This window comes from Limosilactobacillus mucosae DSM 13345, assembly GCF_001436025.1.
In the GTDB taxonomy this organism is placed as follows: Bacteria; Bacillota; Bacilli; order Lactobacillales; family Lactobacillaceae; genus Limosilactobacillus; species Limosilactobacillus mucosae.
Genome location: NZ_AZEQ01000019.1, coordinates 1 through 20,210, shown reverse-complemented (window position 1 = coordinate 20,210; position 20,210 = coordinate 1). Strand labels below are relative to the sequence as shown.

Annotated in this window: 15 protein-coding genes; 13 read left to right on the top strand and 2 right to left on the bottom strand. The window is 42.9% G+C overall.

Annotated elements, in window-relative coordinates:
* Nucleotides 1–19 precede the first annotated feature (19 nt).
* The 12 genes from FC47_RS08395 (at nt 20) to FC47_RS08340 (ending at nt 16,186) form a co-directional block, all read left to right on the top strand.
* On the top strand, nt 20–1,624 hold the full coding sequence (locus tag FC47_RS08395; RefSeq protein ID WP_056968611.1) for an McrB family protein: 1,605 nt from the start codon (nt 20–22) through the stop codon (nt 1,622–1,624).
* A complete protein-coding gene (locus tag FC47_RS10450; protein WP_162258421.1) occupies nt 1,617–2,894 on the top strand; it encodes an LlaJI family restriction endonuclease in 1,278 nt (425 codons plus the stop codon). Before FC47_RS08395 ends, FC47_RS10450 begins: the two co-directional genes overlap by 8 nt.
* Nucleotides 2,895–2,947: 53 nt before the next feature.
* Nucleotides 2,948–3,394, top strand: a complete 447-nt coding sequence (locus tag FC47_RS08385) for a very short patch repair endonuclease (protein WP_056968610.1) — start codon at nt 2,948–2,950, stop codon at nt 3,392–3,394.
* A 228-nt stretch (nt 3,395–3,622) separates the two neighbouring features.
* Nucleotides 3,623–6,427 carry a Z1 domain-containing protein gene (locus tag FC47_RS08380; protein ID WP_235804012.1) on the top strand — a complete coding sequence of 935 codons (2,805 nt, stop codon included), beginning with the start codon at nt 3,623–3,625 and terminating at the stop codon, nt 6,425–6,427.
* A gap of 3 nt (nt 6,428–6,430) precedes the next feature.
* The gene (locus tag FC47_RS08375; protein ID WP_056968609.1) at nt 6,431–8,353 is read left to right on the top strand and encodes a hypothetical protein; all 1,923 of its coding nucleotides are present in this window, start codon (nt 6,431–6,433) and stop codon (nt 8,351–8,353) included.
* An 11-nt stretch (nt 8,354–8,364) separates the two neighbouring features.
* Nucleotides 8,365–9,330: a hypothetical protein gene (locus tag FC47_RS08370; RefSeq protein ID WP_056968608.1), complete on the top strand. Its 966-nt coding sequence runs from the start codon at nt 8,365–8,367 to the stop codon at nt 9,328–9,330.
* A 10-nt stretch (nt 9,331–9,340) separates the two neighbouring features.
* Nucleotides 9,341–10,048 carry a DUF6339 family protein gene (locus FC47_RS08365; protein ID WP_235804011.1) on the top strand — a complete coding sequence of 236 codons (708 nt, stop codon included), beginning with the start codon at nt 9,341–9,343 and terminating at the stop codon, nt 10,046–10,048.
* The gene (locus FC47_RS08360) at nt 10,045–11,028 is read left to right on the top strand and encodes a restriction endonuclease PLD domain-containing protein (RefSeq protein ID WP_056968606.1); all 984 of its coding nucleotides are present in this window, start codon (nt 10,045–10,047) and stop codon (nt 11,026–11,028) included. Before FC47_RS08365 ends, FC47_RS08360 begins: the two co-directional genes overlap by 4 nt.
* Before the next feature lie 44 nt (nt 11,029–11,072).
* On the top strand, nt 11,073–12,260 hold the full coding sequence (gene dcm, locus FC47_RS08355; protein WP_056968605.1) for a DNA (cytosine-5-)-methyltransferase: 1,188 nt from the start codon (nt 11,073–11,075) through the stop codon (nt 12,258–12,260).
* Nucleotides 12,261–12,371: 111 nt separating this feature from the next.
* On the top strand, nt 12,372–13,043 hold the full coding sequence (locus FC47_RS08350; RefSeq protein WP_155519164.1) for a hypothetical protein: 672 nt from the start codon (nt 12,372–12,374) through the stop codon (nt 13,041–13,043).
* Between the two features lie 330 nt (nt 13,044–13,373).
* Nucleotides 13,374–14,747, top strand: coding sequence for a hypothetical protein (locus tag FC47_RS08345; RefSeq protein ID WP_056968603.1), 1,374 nt, complete (start codon nt 13,374–13,376; stop codon nt 14,745–14,747).
* 575 nt (nt 14,748–15,322) lie between these two features.
* The gene (locus tag FC47_RS08340; protein WP_056968602.1) at nt 15,323–16,186 is read left to right on the top strand and encodes a hypothetical protein; all 864 of its coding nucleotides are present in this window, start codon (nt 15,323–15,325) and stop codon (nt 16,184–16,186) included.
* A 270-nt stretch (nt 16,187–16,456) separates the two neighbouring features.
* Here the strand turns inward: FC47_RS08340 and FC47_RS08335 are convergent, their stop codons facing one another.
* On the bottom strand, nt 16,457–17,401 hold the full coding sequence (locus tag FC47_RS08335; RefSeq protein WP_056968601.1) for a GH25 family lysozyme: 945 nt from the start codon (nt 17,399–17,401) through the stop codon (nt 16,457–16,459).
* 226 nt (nt 17,402–17,627) lie between these two features.
* Complete coding sequence (locus tag FC47_RS10630) at nt 17,628–17,783, bottom strand: hypothetical protein (protein WP_155519163.1); 156 nt, start codon at nt 17,781–17,783, stop codon at nt 17,628–17,630.
* 414 nt (nt 17,784–18,197) lie between these two features.
* Here FC47_RS10630 and FC47_RS10940 point away from each other — a divergent pair, with 414 nt between their 5' ends.
* Complete coding sequence (locus tag FC47_RS10940) at nt 18,198–19,946, top strand: AAA family ATPase (protein ID WP_235804010.1); 1,749 nt, start codon at nt 18,198–18,200, stop codon at nt 19,944–19,946.
* The last annotated feature ends 264 nt before the right edge of the window (nt 19,947–20,210 follow it).

Genomic DNA, 20,210 nt, shown 5'->3' with positions numbered 1-20,210 from the left:
AAAGAATGGAAGATTGCAGATGAATGATTTTAATGAATTGTTGGGAAAAGTTGCAAGCATAGTAAAGAAGCAGTGTGGTATTGATCTAGGACAAGACTATGATGCCGTAATGATTAAGCCAATGGCTGCTACCAATATTATTAGGGCGAACAAGAAGTCCAAGCAGACGCACATTGCCATAACTGGACCATCGCGTGATATGTTTCCATATATTGACATCTCAAACTATAGTTCAAAAGATGGAAACAACAACCTAAAGTCATTCTATATTCTGCAGGTCCCATTCCATATTTTTAAGAAGAACATTGATGCAATATCTGCAGACGCTTCGTTTGATTACAATGAGCAGGGAATTGCAACTGTAACGGCTTCAGTTAAAATGTCGAAGCACGGTGACGACAGGCAGATTGAGTTGGGAAATCCAACACAGTCTTCAGAAGGGTTTGTATTATATCGAACTCTCTTTGAACCTGAAGATCTTTTTGTAGTCTTGAAAAGAGAAGAAAAGATCGAATACGATACCTTTATCATAAGAAAAAGGGAATCAGATGGATTAACTAAAGAATTTGCCATGCGGGTAGGCAAGACTATCAATACTTTTGTTGACTCAACAAAGTATAAGAACGATGAGCCAGCATTCAAGGGTGGCCATAACATAATCTACTACGGGGCTCCTGGTACCGGTAAGTCATATCGTGTAAGTGAAAAGATCAAGCACGACTACATTGCGGACTATTCTTCCAAACAAGGCAGTCCAGACGTTTTTAGAGCAACGCTTCATCCCGAATATTCTTATTCTGACTTTGTAGGCCAACTCTTGCCTAAAGTAGAGCAAGAGCGAGTTACCTATGAATTTACTCCAGGAGTATTTACAAGTGCACTTAAGCATGCCATTAGCTATCCAATGCGACCAACGTTTTTAATTCTTGAGGAAATGAGTCGAGCCAATGTTGCAGCCGTGTTTGGTGATATTTTCCAGCTGCTTGATCGTGATGAGGATGGCCGCAGTGAATATACCATCAACAACGGGCTGATTGCGCAGAATGCTATTCTGTCAGATGCTGATGGAGCTACTGATCCGAACAGCTGCAGCGTCTATTTGCCAGAAAATCTATTCATTGTTGGTACCGTCAATACCAGTGATCAAAACGTCTTTGCCATGGATACTGCTTTTAAGCGTCGATTTACCTGGGAATACGTGTCGCCTAAGGTAGATGAGGCAAGTTTTGAGAATAATCCAGATATAGAAATCTCGTCCGACATGACAGTTAGCTGGTACAAGCTTTACACGACCTTGAATGACTTCATAACGCGAGATCTTGGTTTGACTGAAGATAAACAGATTGGTCCTTATTTTATCAAGTTTGGCCATAGTCAAATGAATCCAGAAGAACTGGTTAAGGATAAGCTGCTTCAGTATCTTTGGGAAGACGTTGATATAGTAGCCAGAAGAATGAATGGCGGAGCAAGATCTCTTTTTGACTCTAAGATTGCAAGTTTTGCAGATCTGTATGATTCATTTGGCCAAAAGATGGTATTTTCCAACAAGTTTATTGAAAAACTTAAAGGCAGCGCTTCAAATGATTCATTAGATGAGAGCGATGATGCAGATGGAAATGAATGAGCCGAAGATTAAGATTGACGTAGTTCAAGATGGACAGCCAATTTCAGAAAGACTGATTCGTTTTTATGGTCTTAAAGGCAGGGACTACAGTCAGCTGAATGACTTAGAAGAAGGTAGATCAGTTCTGATGTGTGGCTTCGTTGGCTTTGTACGAAGAGGGGATCGACTATTGGTGTCCATCCCTAAGCATTATATGAGAACCAGTGATTTTAAGCGGTTGAGTTATGGTCAGCAGCTTGGTCATGTTAGGAAGATCATGCAGACGATCACAAAATTCTATCGAAGCTCTGAATTTTCTGAATATCGAAAAGACAGTGATATTGAAAGTGACTTTGCCTTAGAAGCCTTCTACAGAATCTATGATTATTTCAGTATCTATGGTCTCTATAAAGAAAGACGAAAGCTTGTTCATGAAGGTTATCAAGGACGTATTTCGTGGAAGGAGACGATCCGGCGATCAAGCAAGCTTATTGGTGGCGGCAATCTAATCTTTGCGCCTTTCTATGTTTCAAAGAATCAAGATCTCGAAACGCTGATTACCCAATGTATGGTTTTTGCCATCAACTACACTAAGCGTCTTTTTGATGAGTTGATTCCTTTGCCAGACAACTCTCGCATTGCAATGCGGGGCGTAGATCAAAATATTTTAAACAATGTACAGGCTGTTATAAATCAACTCTATCAAGTTCAAGCAACCATATTCAAAGACATTGACAAGGACTTGGTAAACAATCTGATAGTATTCTTTGAAAGAGTAAACGATAAGGCAAGGGATGCCATGTCTTTTAAGGATCATTCATACTCAAGCCTTTGGGAGACGGCAGTACGTAAGTATCTTGAACTGCATTTTGAGGGAATTGATGAGGAGCATGATGAGATGCTGTACGATCGCTCTCGCACGTTCAATCGATCTTTTTCCAAGCTAACTGAACATGGCTACGACCTAAAGCATGGTGAAAGATCATTGGCGCCTGATATGTATCATCTCGATCACAGGCATAACTGTCAGTATATCTTTGATGCAAAATATTACTCAAAGTTGAATGAATTGAACCATAAACAGCTGGTCTATCATTTTCTGTTTGCCAATCGTGCCGCTAAAACCTACGATGCATTGATTATGCCATATGAAGGCAAAACAGATACACAGATTCATGTCCAGATCAATCCATCATGGCTTCCAGAAGGATCAATGCAGCTGGAAGACGTTAAGATATACTTGAATCGTCTTAACATGGTCGACGTTTTGAACAGTTTTATCAATGAATAGTGATCTTATTAGGTATGTGAGAATCCTATACAATGCAAAAGGCGGCGATAGTGATGAAGTATAAGTTCGATACTGACCAAGAAACTCGCAAACGCATGTCAAAGGTCCATGTGACTGAGGGCAAGGATGAAGTCGTTATTCGTAAGATTCTCTGGGACAATGGCATCCACTATCGTAAAAACTATAAAGAGCTGCCTGGAAAGCCGGATATCGCAATTACCAAATACAAAATCGCCGTCTTTATCGATGGGGAGTTCTGGCATGGCTATGATTGGGAAAACTATCGCAATCACATTAAGAGAAACCGTGACTACTGGATTCCTAAGATCGAGCATAATATGAAGCACGATCAAGAGGTCAATGCCAAGCTAGAAGAGAAGGGGTGGACCGTTCTTCGCTTTTGGTCTAAAAAAGTGCTGAAGAATCCAGAGTATTATGCCGAGTTGATCATGTGGCACGTCAGAGCAAAGCAGAATTCACAAGATACTGATGATAAATAAAATCCGAGCCATGGGTGCAGACCTGTGCTCGGATTTTTTAGATGAAAATTAAAAGGACAGCCGTGAAGCTGCCCTATGCAAAAAGGTAGTCAGTTGGGTCATGACCAAATGAACCCAATGCGTTGACTACGGTAATAATAATTATAACATATATTTTCAGCAAGTGTGCATTAAGGAAGGGGAGGTAGAGTATAATTGTATTCATGAAGTACGGATGAGACAAACGTATTGATTCGAGTTTTCAATAATAAAAATTTGTTTGAGTCTTGGGGGATGCATATGCTTATAACAAAGCTAGATGTTATTCAGAATTACTATGTTAAGCAAAAGAAGACAAGTTGGAAAGATATGTTATCTGAGTCTGATTATCAAGCTGCCAAAATTATATGGGAATCACTTAATGATAGTTCTTTGACGTATGAGGAGTATACAGATTTAGTCAATGATCAAATAGAGAGGACTAGTGTTTCGAAAGTAACGGTTTTTGGTGATGGCATTAATAATACTGCTGTAAAGCCAACCGGTGATTATAGCAGCTGGAGGCGATACAGGAACAAGCTGGTCAATCAAGATCATTGGTCTGACAAATCGGTTGAAAATATTGAAGAATCGGCATTCAATACGTTAAAGTATCTGACCATGGATGCCGAAACCGGTCCACACAAGGGATTGGTAGTTGGGAATATTCAGTCTGGAAAAACGGCAAATATCAGCGCACTGATTGCAATGGCGGCTGACAATGGCTTCAACATGTTTATCGTTTTGTCAGGAATGATTGAGAATCTGCGCCAGCAAAATGCAAAGCGAATCTTCAATGACCTGCAGGCAGATGGTCAAGGTGACAATCATTGGAACAATCTTGAAAATCCATCGATCAGAAGAGGATTCGCTACTGATGAGCTGAAACTGAAGCCTGATTCAAAAGAGAAGTATCTGATAGTGTCGTTAAAAAACGTTTCTCGGATTGAGTCGTTATATAACTGGCTGAAACGAGATCATAACAAGCAGAAACAGATGAAGGTTCTGTTTATTGACGATGAAGCGGATCAAGCAAGCATCAATACGCGTGATGTCAACAGCGATGAGCGGACGAGTATCAATAAATGGATCCTCAATATTGTAGAGGACGACAACTTTGGCGCAATGAATTACGTTGCCTATACTGCGACGCCTTTTGCCAATGTATTGAATGAATCGGGAAAACATACTCTTTATCCTGAGAACTTCATATCATTGCTTGAGCCGGGCGAAAACTATATTGGACCAACGCAGATTTTCGGCTTGGGCGATCCTGACTATCAAAGGGGAATGCAGGATATCGTCAATGAGATCCCACAGAAAGAAAGCAAAGAGATCCAAGAGGCTCAACGTGATGGAGCAGCATTCAAGGCACCAGAAAGCATGCGAAAGGCGATTGACTGGTTTTTGATTGCAATGGCTGCTATGCGATCTCAAGATTATAAGAAGCCAATCTCGATGATGATCCATACTGATTTCCATAAGCAGGCACATAGTCTTGTTGAAAAATCAGTTCAGCGCTATTTAAAGGAACTTCAGCAAAAGTATCAAGAGGATCCCAAACACGTTCTAAAAAAGTTCCGTGAAGAGTACAAATTGGGTCGAGATGAGCTCTCAAAAGAAACTTTTGAGAAGGTGATGACTGATTATTCGGGTGCTGTCAAAGACTATCCAAAATGGGATGCAGTCAAGGATGAGCTGATCAGTCTACTGTCTATTCCGAATGGCGAGTTTGTTCATCATATTAAAATGACCGATGAGGGTGAGAACGTCTATGGCAGTGGCATTCACCTATGCATTGACAACAGCAGCTTCAATGATCTGAGTGACGAACATATCAGACTTATATATCCAGACGGAAATCAACTGAAGAAGTGTAAGAAAGCTCCAGCGTTTATCGTTATTGGCGGTAATACCCTTTCTCGTGGGCTGACGATCGAGGGCTTGGTCTCCACCTTCTTTTTGCGTCGAACCAACCAGGCAGATACATTGATGCAGATGGCACGTTGGTTCGGCTATCGGCAAGGATATGAGTTGATGCCAAGGATCTGGATGGATCAAGAGGCCGAGGAAAGATATGAATTCCTGACAGAAATGAATGAAGACATGCGAGAGAAGCTGAAGGAATATGCCGATACGGACCTCACGCCAACTCAATCAGCACCAAGAATTCTGCAAAGCCCGAGCTACGTTAACGTGCGGATCACGGCCAACAACAAGATGCAGGAATCAAGGCCAACTGTTTTTAACTTTGAGGGACTGAATCACCAGATCATTCTGTATAAGAACAAAGAAAAGAGCATGGAAACCAACCTAGAAAATACTAAGACCTTTTTAGAAGAACTCGGAGAATATGAGGCAAATGGTGCTCATATGATCTGGAGAGGAGTAAAGAATCAGAAGGTTAAGGAGTACTTGGGAAGCTATCAAGGTGTTGAGTTGGATAAACAGCTTGCTTCAATGCCTCATATTATTGAATGGCTGTCTGAAAACGGTGAAAACTTCCCAAACTGGAATGTTATCCTTGCTGGTCGAGGAAAAAAAGGGGTTCGAAAAGCAAGTAAGGACGAGTGGAACGTCAATGGCAAGACTGTTGATGCAGTTCGGCGTTCAAAGACCGACAAGAGCACTGATGATATCATTGACATTCATGCTCTGCGTTCGCCAAGCGATCTGCTTGCAGACATTCCAGATGCCAATGATGCACCAGAATCAGTTAAAAAATCCAACATGGGAGCAATCACCAGATATCGCCGTCAAAAAGGTATGAGTAACATCCCACAACTCCTTATATATCGTATTGATAAGAACTCGAAAGCAGACAAAAAATCAAAAGAACGTCGAGATCTGAATACGCCATATGACTTGATAGGCCTCAACATCTGGCTTCCAGAGAGTGAAAGACGGGTTGCAAACAAGAGTGTGGTAAAGTATCGTGCCGTTACTATTAAAGACTACGATCAGCCTTTGAATTCAGGGACTGAAGTAGATGAGGAAACAAGTGGAGAAGAATAGAAAATGAAAATTAGAGAAGCTTCGGATAACCTTTTTGATATGAATCAATCGGGGGATGCTATTTTAAGATCGCTGCAAAACACTGATTTTTCGATTATGGATATTATTGTGCGTGAATCGCTTCAGAATGCTCTTGATGCATCAAAAGCCGGTGTAGATCATATTTTTGTAGACTACCGAACAGGAAAATTTGATACTTATCGGTTAAACCCAGAATTTGAAAGGATTTCTGATAATCTAAACCGTGCCTATACTGATGAAGCTGAGTTTCTTTCCATCAGTGACCGAAATACGGTTGGTCTTAATGGCCAATATGATTTGAATCGTCCCGATGAGCTGACGAAAAGCAATTTTTTCAAACTGGTATTTGGACTTGGGAAAAATCAAGAAGCTAATGGTGCTGGGGGAAGCTGGGGATTAGGCAAAACCAGCTATTTTAGAATCGGCTGCGGCATCGTAATCTACTACACGCGCATTAAAGCAGAACAAGGTTATGAGGAAAGACTGATCGCCTCATTGATCGAAGACCCTCGCTCAGAAAAGAGACTGTTGACTGACAGCAGGCGTGGCATAGCCTGGTGGGGAGAGCAACGCGAGAGTGACAAGGACGACTTCTATCCTATTACTGATCATAAGCAGATTGAGAAGTTTCTGGACATTTTCGGCTTGAAGCCATATGGAGCAGATGATACTGGAACGACGATCATAATTCCATACTTAAAGGAATTTGAACAGACCAGCAGCAATCCTTGGGGGAGGAACCGCGAACGTGCATTGACTACTGCTATCCAAAGATGGTATGCGCCAAGAATCTTAAATGACGAGTACTCGAAAGGAACCGGTAATGCTGATCTGTGCTGTAAGGTTAACGGAGAGTTGGTTGGATATCCAGAAGTAGAGCAGCCATTTGGTCTGTTGCGTGATCTGTACACGGCGGCTCTGACAGGGAATGCCAGCGATGATATTAAAGTCGAGGATATCAGACTTCCTAGAAGCGGCATGAAGGACAATAAAACCAATGCCGGTCGCGTTGCCTTTGTGATTAAGAACCTTTCTGATGCGGTAACCAGCAATGGATTTACGTATCGTCAATATATCGAAGATGCTGATGATCAGACTGAAGAATCATTTAAACTGGTAGCTTTTGCCCGCAAGCCAGGGATGATTGTAAGATATGACTTTGACGATAAGTGGAGCAAGGGTGCAAAAATTGCAGACGATCAATGTCTAATTGCCTTTTTCGTACCAAATTCCAATGGAAAGATCTATGAAAAGTATCGTACTGATAAATACGATACTTTGGAGCAGTACCTTCGTTTTGGTGAAAAAGCTGATCATGCCGACTGGTTTGACCAACGCGGCCAACAGAACATTACACTGGTAGACAGAATCAAGAGAGAGACTGCACGAGCATTAGCCAATGCAGCTGGATCAGATGAAGACAGACAAGTTTCGCTTGTTTCTGAAAAACTAGCTCATGAATATGCGGGCCTTTTACCACCAAATAATTTTGGAAAAGCCGGTCGAAGTCGTCCCAAACCTCCTTCAGACGGTGGTCAAAAGCACGAACATGCCTCCTCAATCACTATTAAAAATACTGGCATGGATGAAGACGGCAGCTTGTTCATTGACTTTGTTGCTAGATTTAAGAGATCGGCAGACGTAGATATCAAGATCTCTACTCAAGGAAAAAGCGCAATGAGTTTTAAAGAATGGACCAAGGATCTGGCTACGTTGGACTTTCCTGTCGAAATCGATAAGGTCGAGATTGATGAGACTGAAGTCAACGTGTCCATCGCCAGTTCACGAGCCAGATTCAGCTTAACCAACTCTAACAATGAACGATCAGAAATTACGGGACGACTAAAGCTAAGCCTGTCGTCTAATGAATATCAGCCAGAACTGATAATCAAACAAAACGACTAAGGAGAAAATCTATGCCCAAGATTGACCTTTATAGAAAAATAGATGAGAAATACTGCAGTAAGCGAAATGCCGACATCAGAGCAGGCATTCCCTCGCTAGAGTATAAAAACGAGCTGGGTGAGATGATTCAGCTTCCAATTGATGAGGAAGCTGAAGAAAAAATCGAGCTTAATGAGATTGAAAAAGGATGGCTTCCAGAAGAATATGATCTTGATTACGTTCAAGAGTTCCAAATTGGCAATCCCAGTGCATTGTTTGGCTCATCCGCCATTACCGATTCAGCCAATCAAATCGGAATAGCCGCGCATATCAATTCTCGTGAGGCAATGTTTCAAGAAACGATACCGTTAAAAGCAACCATCAAAGACACTCCGGAGGGACAAGTCTTGACATTCAGACACCATTTCCCAAAAGACGTGCTTCGTGGCGTTATCAAACTGGAATTCTTCTTCTACTTGGCATCGGTTGAGAAAAAGCATCCCTTTCAAGCTGATGAGATTGGCATGCGACTAAGTGACAACATCTTCGAGACCAAGCTTGTCATTGATGGCACTGGTTCGACATTCCCAATTACGGAGTCAAGCATTCCAGGTGGGCCATTATGGCAATTGCGCAAGCACTGGGATGACCCGGTTGTTGATCCATTCAGTCCGGCCAGCGTTGAGGTTGAGCTGAATAAGAGTCACCCATTGTTCAAGCAGCTCAGTGATAGCTATGGCAAGAAAGCAGGCCTGGGGAAAGCACTGATGAACAGCATCGTAGCACAGGCAATGGCCATGATCATCTATCAAACCGTTTTAGAAATGAACAATATGGAAGGCGATTCATGGTCGTTTGATATTGCGGAGGATGGATCGATACTGCAGATAGTTGGATACTGGCAGGATACCTTTGAAGTGGATATTCAAGACCTCAGCATAAGCAGCGTATTCAACTCGCTTCAACAAGGCTTGGAGAAGCTGAACAGAAAAGGATAGAATGTGTAAGATGAGTATTAGATGGAATGACGTAAACTATGGACAGGCGCAGGCTAAAAATGATTATGAGCGCTTAATCGTTAAAGATCAGAATGTTGTACCAATTGGCTTTGAGGACGATCCTCAAGCAGCTGAGTGGGAGGCACTAAGAAAACAACTGATAGACGCGCGTGATGAGGTGTTTGAAGAGCACGGCTTTGACACCGCAGAAAAACTGGACTATGACTTTGACGTCGCCTATGGATTCAAACTGCATGAGATTCTTAACGAGAATGTAGGTTTTAATAATCGTGAGGCATCCAACAATGATTTTTGGAACTGGCTTTCGGTGCGAGTTATTCCAGACGTTGTGCATTCACGATGGGGAGACAATCCAGATCACTACTTCAAGATTTCTAGAAGAACATGGCTCAAGGTCATCTGGTGGTATATCCATATTTGTTGGGATGGCAGCGAGGAAGCAACGTATGAGTTGATCAAAAACAATACGACTGATACGATTCAAGGATTGATTGAGCGTCCAGGCATTGGATACTATGTTGACGTTTATCATGAAATCATGAAAAAGTACAAGGACTACCAAGACCGAAACCTGTTTAGACGAGTTATGAAGCTTAATACGGCACGCTTGATGACAACGTCTCCAGAGCTGGTAGAAGGCGGCATTGAGGCTTATGTAGAAGACCTGTTTAAAAAAGCCAGCGGTGAGAACAAATGACTCTGATAGTAAATGACCTATATGAGAGAATCATGCAGGCCAATGCTGATGAGTTTGATTGTCTACGGGTAATAACCGGCTATAGCTCTGGTGATTTTATCAAAAAGGTATTGAGCGACTTTCCCAATCTTAATATTGAACTGTATCTTGGAATGGCTCGGCAAGGCGTCTCAATTAGGGATCATGAGTATTATCAGTTCATTACGCAAAAAGGGGTTGCCAAGGTGTGCTATGTCACCGATAAGCCGATGATCCATCAAAAGGTAATGGAATTCTATAACTCAAGAGATCGCATTGGCTACGTCGGGTCAGCAAATTTCTCGTTCAACGGCTTTTTTGAGCAGAGAGAGATTATGACGGTTGCCGACAACAATCTAGACGCGGTTTTTCAGATGGCCGCATCACAATCAATGTCATGTCTTGATGAGCAGATAGAAAAGGTGATCCCTTTGGTAGAGACGGCCCAGACTGAAGATTCTTCATCGACTGAGAATCATTTTGGAGAGCAGAATGATGTTCATGAAGAGAAACCGATCGAGGGGGAAAGCGAGTCAAGCTTTGGAGCGGGGGTACAGTGGCAAAATCTGCCATACTACCGATATGATGAATACATTGATATCCCAATCATTCGTAAGGAAGTCGCACCAGAGCGGGCCCCGATCAATGATGATATCCCGTATCTCAGCTTAGATGGGGTTAAGGAATATGGTGCTGTTCTGCCCCCTCATCAAGTATTCGAGCTTAATACTGCAAGCCGAGTGATAGAAGCTGATACTGAAAGCAAATTTGGTCGATCGCTTAGATTCCATGACGTAAACATGAAGGAATTGATTGCTCAAAAGCTGCAGATAAGTGCTGATACTCTTTTTACGGTTGAAAACGTCGGTAACGTCAAGCTGCGCGTCGGCAGGCTTAGAGAAGGACCTTTTTACATGGAGCTGGTCAAGGACAACCAGAAAGGAGAAGAAAAAACATTTTAAAACTGATTGAAACGTTTAGTGGAATCGGTGCGCAAGCCCAAGCGATGAAAAACATTCATGCTGATTTCCAAACGGTTGCAACAGCGGATTGGGAGATCGGTGCCATTTATGCCTATGACATTATTCATAATGGCAAACAGGATCTAAGCCCTTATCGTCATCACACTAAGGAAAGTCTGATCAAACAGCTGAGTCGTTTTACCTTGTCGAGTGATGGCAAGACGCCAATGACTGAAAAGGGACTGGGCGCGATGACAACGGTTCAGCTTAAGAGAATCTTGGCAGCAATCAACAGAACCAATAATCTGGTAGACATTACCAAGGTTCATGCGACGGATCTTCCAGACGGTGATATCTTGACCTACTCGTTTCCGTGTCAGGATCTATCTATTGCTGGCAACTGGTACCACAATGAGGGCGGCATCGATAGAAATGCTCATAACCGAAGTACTCTTCTATGGCAGATCGACCGGCTGCTGAATGAGTATGAGGAATGCGATAAGGATATGCCGCGCTTTCTATTGATGGAAAACGTCAGTGAGATTCTTTCAAAGAAGAACATCAAAAACTTCCACGAATGGTGCAGCATACTAAACTCAATGGGATATGAAAACCAGATCTACACGCTGGATGCCAGAAACTTTGGCGTCCCGCAGACTCGCGTAAGAACATACATGTTGAGCGTTCTGGCTGATACTCCAAAGCGTCAGACGATGGTAAGAGACTACTTTTTCGGCAATGATCTAGAAATGGTCAAGCTGCCAGATAAAGCCGTTCGAACGTTGGAAAACTATCTAAAGCTGGACTACTCAAATGAAGACTACTATGAAGAGGCGGTAACGAGCACGCCCAACTTTACCGAGTCTCGTCGCAAGATATATCTGAACAACGATAAATTGGCGATTGATGATCGAATAGTGGGCAGATTCGCAAAAACGATTACCACCAAGCAGGATCGAAATCCCAACTCAGGAATCGTTGCCTATGAAAAGAATCCGCTGGTGTCTTGGAACCGTCACTACAGAAACCTAACGCCACGTGAATGCTTCCTGCTGATGGGATTTGATGAAGAACAGTTTGATGCTTTAAAGAATAACAACTTCAGCGTTCGTTCTAATAAAAACATGCTGAGCAATGCCAAGATGATTAAACTGGCAGGTAACAGCATCGTGGTGCAGGTTCTTGAAGCGATCTTTAACCAAGTAGTGGAAATTGATCAGATGATGGGATAGAGATAGAAGGAGTGTCTAAATACGAAAAAAAAGCTAAAAAGGTTGTCGCTAAAGTCTTTAAAAAATTTTGCACCTCAGATTGCATCTTGTATTCCGCTAAACGGTTCCAACATGTTGATTAAATCGATTCCGTTGGTTACGTCACTGATTGTTGCCACAGCGGATACTTATGAGGAATACAAGGCAGATGAACAATTTGAACGGCTTGAGCTAAAACTTCAAAAGGCAGAAGCTGATGTTGAAGCGTTTAAAGAAAAACTAGCTGAACTTGATGAGACCGATAAACAGTATATAAGTCATACTGTGACAGATATTTTGCAAAGCTATGGCGTTGAAATCTACCCTATGAGAAGAGAATTTTTGGCTAATATGCTTATTCATGACATTAAGGCGTTTAACAATGATGATTTTGATGCTTATGAAAGTCAGCTTATCCAAAAAGTATTTAATCGAGTAGCTGATGTAGATATTCTGATGCTTGGTCTGTTTAATAAGACTTATGGTGATGGGTCAGAGCGAATGAATAAGATCTTAGATGATTTGCAAAGCAAATTTGAATCAGAGTGTAGGGACCTAGGAACGCGAGTGAAAATTAAAAGCGTTATAGAGGACTGCTTATCAAATCAGCTATTTGAACAAAAGCTGGTGGGAAAGGACGGAACGCATTCCTCATCTTTATCAGCAGCCGAAGATAATAAAGCGCTTGAGATTTCAAGCTTGGGCAATTCATTGTTTAGCTATGTTGGGAACTTGTCTTTAATAAAAAGCGATGAAGATAAATGACTTTAAAATATCGGGTGTCCAGACTTGGCGCTCGATATTTTTAGAAAAAGAAACTTTGATACTTTCAAAAATCATTTTAGCCATGTGTAATATTTGGCAGTACATGCTGTAACCAACGCGTGATATTTGAGTAACAAAATAGAAGCACAATTGAAAGAAACAATACTACTGTCCTATCCCCATCACTGATGGGCCACAGGCTTGCCGGTGGTAGATTACCCTTATGCTCTTTAACTGGTTGGGAGAACGGAAAAAGTTTATTTTAGATTGATTGATGATGAGGAGATTCATTCTTAAAGTTCTTTTGAAGACGATTGGGGGAAATTAGCAATGGGAAAGAAACGAAAAAAAAGAAATCAGAGAAAATTACCGGTTTTAACTTATCAAGAGCATAAAAAACTGTTTGATGAAATGAGTGATGTTCAACTAAAGGCTTTGGCAGATTTTAAAAAATATGAGATGGAGTCATGGTTCTATACATACTCTTTTCTTGAAGAAACAAACTGGGTCTTTAGCGATATAAAAGTAGATCCTTGGTATGATCGTCACTCTCGACACTCTGGGGAGAATTTGTACTGCGATTGTGGTCGGCGAGTAAAGTATCTATATATTCTTGAATCGAAAAAAATTCATAACGGCAAGCGACTGGTTAAGAAGTTAGGAATAACTCATTTCGAGCTGGAAGCTGGAATTCCATTGCAAATAATTCAAGAGATAAGAAAAGGTGTGAACAGGATAGATCGTTATCAAGATTCGATTTTGATTGCCTATAGACACGGCAAACGTTTTGATGACAATCTTTTTGAAGAAACAGTCAACGCAGGTGCGTTTAAAGAAAATCGTCATCAAATCCTCTATGAGAAATGTCTCGCTTTTAGGCAAGCTGACTTGCCGTTGTTTGTCGATGATGAAAACCATCTACAAAAGGTCTATCAAGAGGCGATGGCAGCTCTTGCTAGAAAACAAAGAGAGAAAAAAAGAAAAGAATGGGAGCTGCAACATCCGAAGAAGCAAAAAGAGGAAATTAGACAAAACAGGATGTTAAAAAGAATTCGAAGAGCAAGTATGAAGAAATGGAGAGCATTGTACGGAAAGAAAATTCAAAAGGAGTACATGGCTATAGTTAGTGAACAAGTCTATAAGAGTGAGGAGTATTTAGAACTTCTAAATAGACTAAAAAAGAGAAAGGAGAGTGTAAATGACATTATCGAGTATCGTTGGCAAATGTCACAAAAAAGATTAAGCAAGATCTTTAAAAGTGAAGGCTGGCAGCTTATTGATATTGATGTGGGTGACAAAGGGTACCATCTTGTCAAAACTGCTTGCATCTGTGGCCAGTTATATCCGTGGGGCGTCATCTTACAGAGAGACGGTAAGATAATATGCTTTAACGTTCACCACTTAGCAAAGCATCATGTGCTAAGTGAAGAGAAAGCCAAAATTGTAGAAAGATGTTTTAAACAGATGCAACGAGACTTGTTTGAGGTTTGTGAGCATACTTTGGAGCATCCAGACTATTGGTCAAAGAAATTTACAAAGGTAATTAATGATCAAAATTATATGAGACGGGACACACCTCAATATCAATATCTCTCTTTCTTGCGCGCGCACCGTTTTGCTGCACCGAATGCTTTCAATAAAAGATTCATTGAGCAGTATAAAAAGAAATTAGAAGGCAAGAGGAAGCATAGAGCAAAGCAATGATTGGAAAAATGACACACATGGAAGGACCGTACAGCAGATCTAGAGGTCAAAATATTTGGTTGCCAGGCTCGGCTCTACTCCGCGCTCTGGTCTCCCCTCCGGCGGGCCGCATGTGCCATGCTTACCGTCGCCTCGGGTGAGCCCTATCGCTGCTCCGTGTCGCCGAGCCTGGTGATGGGGCCTGCATACTCATCTGGTAGTTCTGAATAACATAAGCAATTCCTTTTTGGGGAGAATCTTTCTGTGGATCTTAAGTCGTCAAACACGGCTCAGGGTCCTTTTTTTATTCTCTTTAGCTTCTCCGGTTTACAGTAAACAAAAAGAGCCTCATCGCGGAATATTTCCGTAATGAAGCGGTAAACAGCACCATACTTAACCAAGTTTATAGATAGTTTGAAGTGAATTTAGATGTTAGGTTAGTCAAAGTGGTATAAATTTACTTTCACTTCACTCCCACAATAATCCCTAGCAATCAAAGACGTACTTTCTCAATCTTGGCACGTATTGGTGTTTCAAAATCATTATAATATAGTATAATCTACTCATTAGGCATCAAAAACGAGGGAGAGATACATATGCCATTGGAAGATTTTGAATTCAAACGTGATGGTAATACTCTGAAGGCTTTTGACAAGGCAACTGGCGAACTTATCGATTCCGGCGAGTACGTTGAGGTTACCAGTCACAAGCAGAAACGGCGCTTTGTCGCATTTGAGAAGTACTCATATAAGAAGTTTGAACTGGAAGAAAAGCTCTGGGTCGGCGCGGATTTTCTCAAACGCAACCTGATGAGTTCGGTCCGTTATTTTAACGCTCCGGTGCTGGGCTGCCGGACCTATTTCAATAAAGAGGACGTTGATCGATGGGTGGCTGACAACTTTCTGCCATACCGACGAACGATCGCTCTTTGTCTCAGTGATTTGACCCCCGAAGAGCAGGAATGGGTTAAAGAATTTGCTAATCGATACAACGAACGGGCAAACCAGCTAAACCTTAAACGAAATCCAAATGAGAAAAAGCAATTTATCAAGGATATGCGCAAAGAATGGGTTGACTATATCGGTCATGAGCAGGCTAACCGCCGCATGGCCATGTTTCAGCCGGTAGAAACACCCGATCGAACGGCAATCTATCCACCTATTCAAATTCAAGACGGGCAGTACCGTTTTCGAATGGATCACGCGGGAGATGTCAAGCCGCTGCCAAAGGGTAATATGTCTGAAATCACGATGACGCGCCGAGCATATATGATCAATGGCAGTACGATTGAGTGGAAATTTGGCAAAGGTTTGCGTCCCAAGACTCTATTTGAAGTCGAGAAGCTGCCAGATGACGCGATGTGGCGGTTATTTTCTCGTAAGGTACGCAGCATTGTCTCTCAAATCTATTCAACGACCAGCTACGAACTTTATCTCAAAAATGGCGGCAAACGCAGATAGGGATAGAAAAGCGTCCAGACATGGGCGTTTCTATTTGTGTTGAATTTTTATAGTTATAATATAGTGCAACATATTTAAAAAGACAAAAGAAAGCGTTATAATACCAATGAAGGGTTGGCCCATCCCTTCAAAATTTCATCTCAAGAAATTTTTCAACCAATTCACATTGATTTTGTTTCGCTAGATAGATGATTAACAATCTCATTCCGCTTAGTTGATTATCCAGAATCGTCTCACTGACTGCCAGTGGGGCGATTTTTTGTTGCGCGATCAGGCGAACGTCCCAAATGCCTGATTGGTCCGCGCGTCGCGACAGGTGACATATCCGTATTGATAGTTGGCGCGCGGTTGTCTGAGCCAGACGAAGCCGCCGTGACGCGACCAGGCATCATAGCTTATGATGACGCCCGCCGGCAGCATGGCGATGATTGCCGAATCGGTTCGCGCTCCCCAGCGAAGGTGCAGCGGCATGCCCAGCAGAAAACTGCCCTTTTCCTTATGCCACGTATCGCCCAGCTCATCAACCCATGAATCGGGAACGGGAATCTCAATCTTTGGCGTTGGCGCCTGCTCAACCTTGATCGCGAGCTGACCATCCGCGTAGCCAATCTTAGGATCAGTGTAGTAGCCATGGAAGTCATAGGACATGTCGATACCAATACCAGCTACCGAAAAGCTGTTGGTGAACTGCCAGGTACCAACGTTGGGAACGCCAGGCTGCGACTTACCATAGTTGGCCACCCAGTCGTTTTTAGCGATCAGTTCCGATTGAATCAGTCGCTTTTCCCAGAACCAGGAAGCCATCGAATACACGTCCACGTTTAAGTGCTGCTGATCAATCAGATACTGCAAAAAAGTGTTGACGTCAGCGGTCGCGTAATGGGCAAGGGCGTCATCTTCCGCGTCCACCGCCAAGACGCTTTCTTTGCCTAATCCTAGTGCGATTGCGTTTTGATAGAACCACTTGGCCTCATTGATCGCGTCCTGCCGACCATTGAAACGCGCGTAATGATAGCCATGCACGAGCAGTCCAGCCGCCCGCGCGTTGCCTATCTGCGTCCTAGCTTTGGGATTGATGTAGGCATCCCCATCCGCCGAGCCTTGTGTGATCTTAACGATAACTGCCTTGACTCCTTGATTCTTCAATGCTTGGAAAAACGCCGGCTCATCAGGCTGGTAGCTGCTGATGTCGGCAACTAATGGAAAACTGGTCATAAAAGCATCCTCCTTTAAAGGTTATATTATAAATAGACTAATACTGAAAAGCCGAACCACCATTCTTGATTAGCAATCCGTGGCCGACTATAATGAAGACGTAAATAAAAGGGCTCGACGCCTGCACAGCGCCAAGCCCACGTTGTCATCATCGACAGCGCCTTACTTCATGAATAGCAGAAATAAAGCACCGTCCCAGTCGCCAAACTGCGGGACGATGCCTTTTTTATTCTCTCGGCTTCTTCGGCCAGAGAAAGACCACCGCGATGACCAGCGCCAGAAAGCAGACGGTTCCCAACGCGGCCAGTTGCACGGTTTCCGGCAGGCCAGGCAGCGCACTGAGCACTTTTGCCAAGCCCGTGAACGGATCAAGGTCTGACATCATGCGAGCTCCTTCCCGAAAGAAGGCGGCCCAGAGCAGTCAAAACGACTTTCATCATGGCAATCGCCTCCCCTCATAATGTTTCCAGAAGAAGCAAAGCGCTGCCATCAGACAACACCTTAATTATATTGACTTCCGCAGAGGTTACCAATTCTTTTGCGTGATAAGTCATTTTATTATCAGTTTTTGTTATAATATAGTACAATTAATAATGGTTGGACGGTTATCCCCATTCTCGCCCAACTTAAACGCCTGTATATATCAATAGTTTGCTGCATGTTCCGACTAATCATTGTTAGCCATTCGTTCATATAACAGTAGTCACTGACGTCTGCGTTTTTCCTCGCGCGGGCGTTTTTTGTCGCCTTCATATGATATATTAAGGATAACTACATATACTAAGGGGAAAATTTCATGTCAGAGATATATCCATTGGGAGAGTATAAGGATAAATATATAGAGCTGTTGGATGACTATGAGTTTGATCCAGGTGATATCGTGGCCATGGGAAATCTGATTGGGTTCCTATCTGACTACATTTACAGTCCGGTAGAATACCTATTTCTGGATGAAGAACTCAACCAGATTCTAGTCAACAAACGACTGCTGTTGGGTAAGCTGACAGAAGTATTATTGGATAGTAATCATGATGACATTTCAATGCTGATCAATCTGCAGATCGCGCAGGCTTTGTTCTTTAAAGGGGATTGGAAAACGTCAGGCGATATATATCACAGTATTTTGAAATGGGAGCTGGGGCGTGCCGAAATGGGGGACGTCGATTTTGAAGATATCGATTTTAACGACTTGGTTCTGCGACTGATTCATAATATCTGTACCATCTGTCATCTAAGTGGAAATGCCGATGGTGCCGATAGCATCAAACGCAGCGCGCAAGGTATCTTCAACATTAACTGGAATTTTTACCAGCGATTTATGCAAAAGCATCCCGAATATGAAGAAATCACCTCAAAACAGCTGTATCTGCTACATAATGATTCATCCTCACTTTACCTAGTCGATGGTCCAAGCGCGTCGGACTATGGTGATCTTTTGGAAGCAATGGAATTCGACCTGCAGGATAATCCAGGCAGCGTGGAGAATCTCAGACTTGCCGATGAGCCGTGTCTGCTTACCGTCAGCGATGATCAGCAGAGCATTTTTGCCGGCTCGCTTGACGGCAATGGAGCTGGTTCATTCATCGCCTGGTTAGACAATCCAATGGCTGAATCGGCAGAATCAACTGATGATAGTATGGATAGCGTTGAGTCTTCAACGATGTCTGATGAAGAACAGACGGCTGATGATAATAGCAGCATGGAAAGTATCGCTGCTGAAGAGGATGACGTGACCTTGGAAGAACTGCTGGCTCAGCTGAATGATCTGGTGGGCCTTGATTCCGTTAAGAAGGACGTCAATTCGCTGATTAACCTGCTTAAGGTCCGCAAAATTCGCGAACAGCGCGGGATTAAGCAGCCTGCCATGTCGCTGCATCTGGTGTTCTATGGCAATCCAGGGACAGGTAAGACCACCGTCGCGCGTTTACTGGCAAAAATCTACCATAAAATGGGGATTCTCTCCAAGGGGCAGCTGGTTGAGGTCGACCGCTCCGGACTGGTTGGCGGTTATGTTGGGCAGACAGCGATCAAAACGAAGAACGTGATTGAACAGGCACTGGGCGGGATTCTGTTTATCGATGAGGCCTACACGCTCGCATCGGGAAGCGGCAGCGACTATGGTCAAGAAGCCATTGACACGCTTTTGAAGGCCATGGAGGATCACCGTGATGACTTTATCGTGATCGTTGCCGGCTATCCAAATCAAATGGCCACCTTCCTGGCATCCAATCCCGGCTTGAAGTCACGCTTCAACAAGTACTTGGAGTTTGAGGACTATGAACCAGCTGAACTATTGGAAATGTTGGATAAGATGTGCGCGCAGTATGGGGTAGAGCTGACTGACGAGGCACGCGACTACGCTATGAATCTTTTCCAGACGACCTGTGCCGACCGACCAGACGACTTTGCCAATGGTCGCGCAGTCAGAAACTTCTTTGAGGATGCCTTAACCGCACAAGCTAATCGTCTGGCTGCCGAAAATGACTTTGATGAGGGCCTCTCGATTATTAAATCCATTGATCTGGCCAATGCCGAACTCGATTAGCTGCAATGACAGTTTTTTGGCAGAACGGCTAATTTAAAATCGCTTTAGACTAGAGTATAATCATTCTTGAGGGTATGGTTTCCCCTCACTTAAATTGTCTGCTAGCTATTATTCAATCCTTATATAACTAGCACTTACCATTCATATAGCGCCTTGCTTGGTCTGGCAAGGCGTTTTCAAATTGCAATGCCGTTTGAAATCAGCTATAATTATGGCGTAAACAAAAAGGCTAACGTGAGGGAACACGTTAGCCCGAATGTCCTT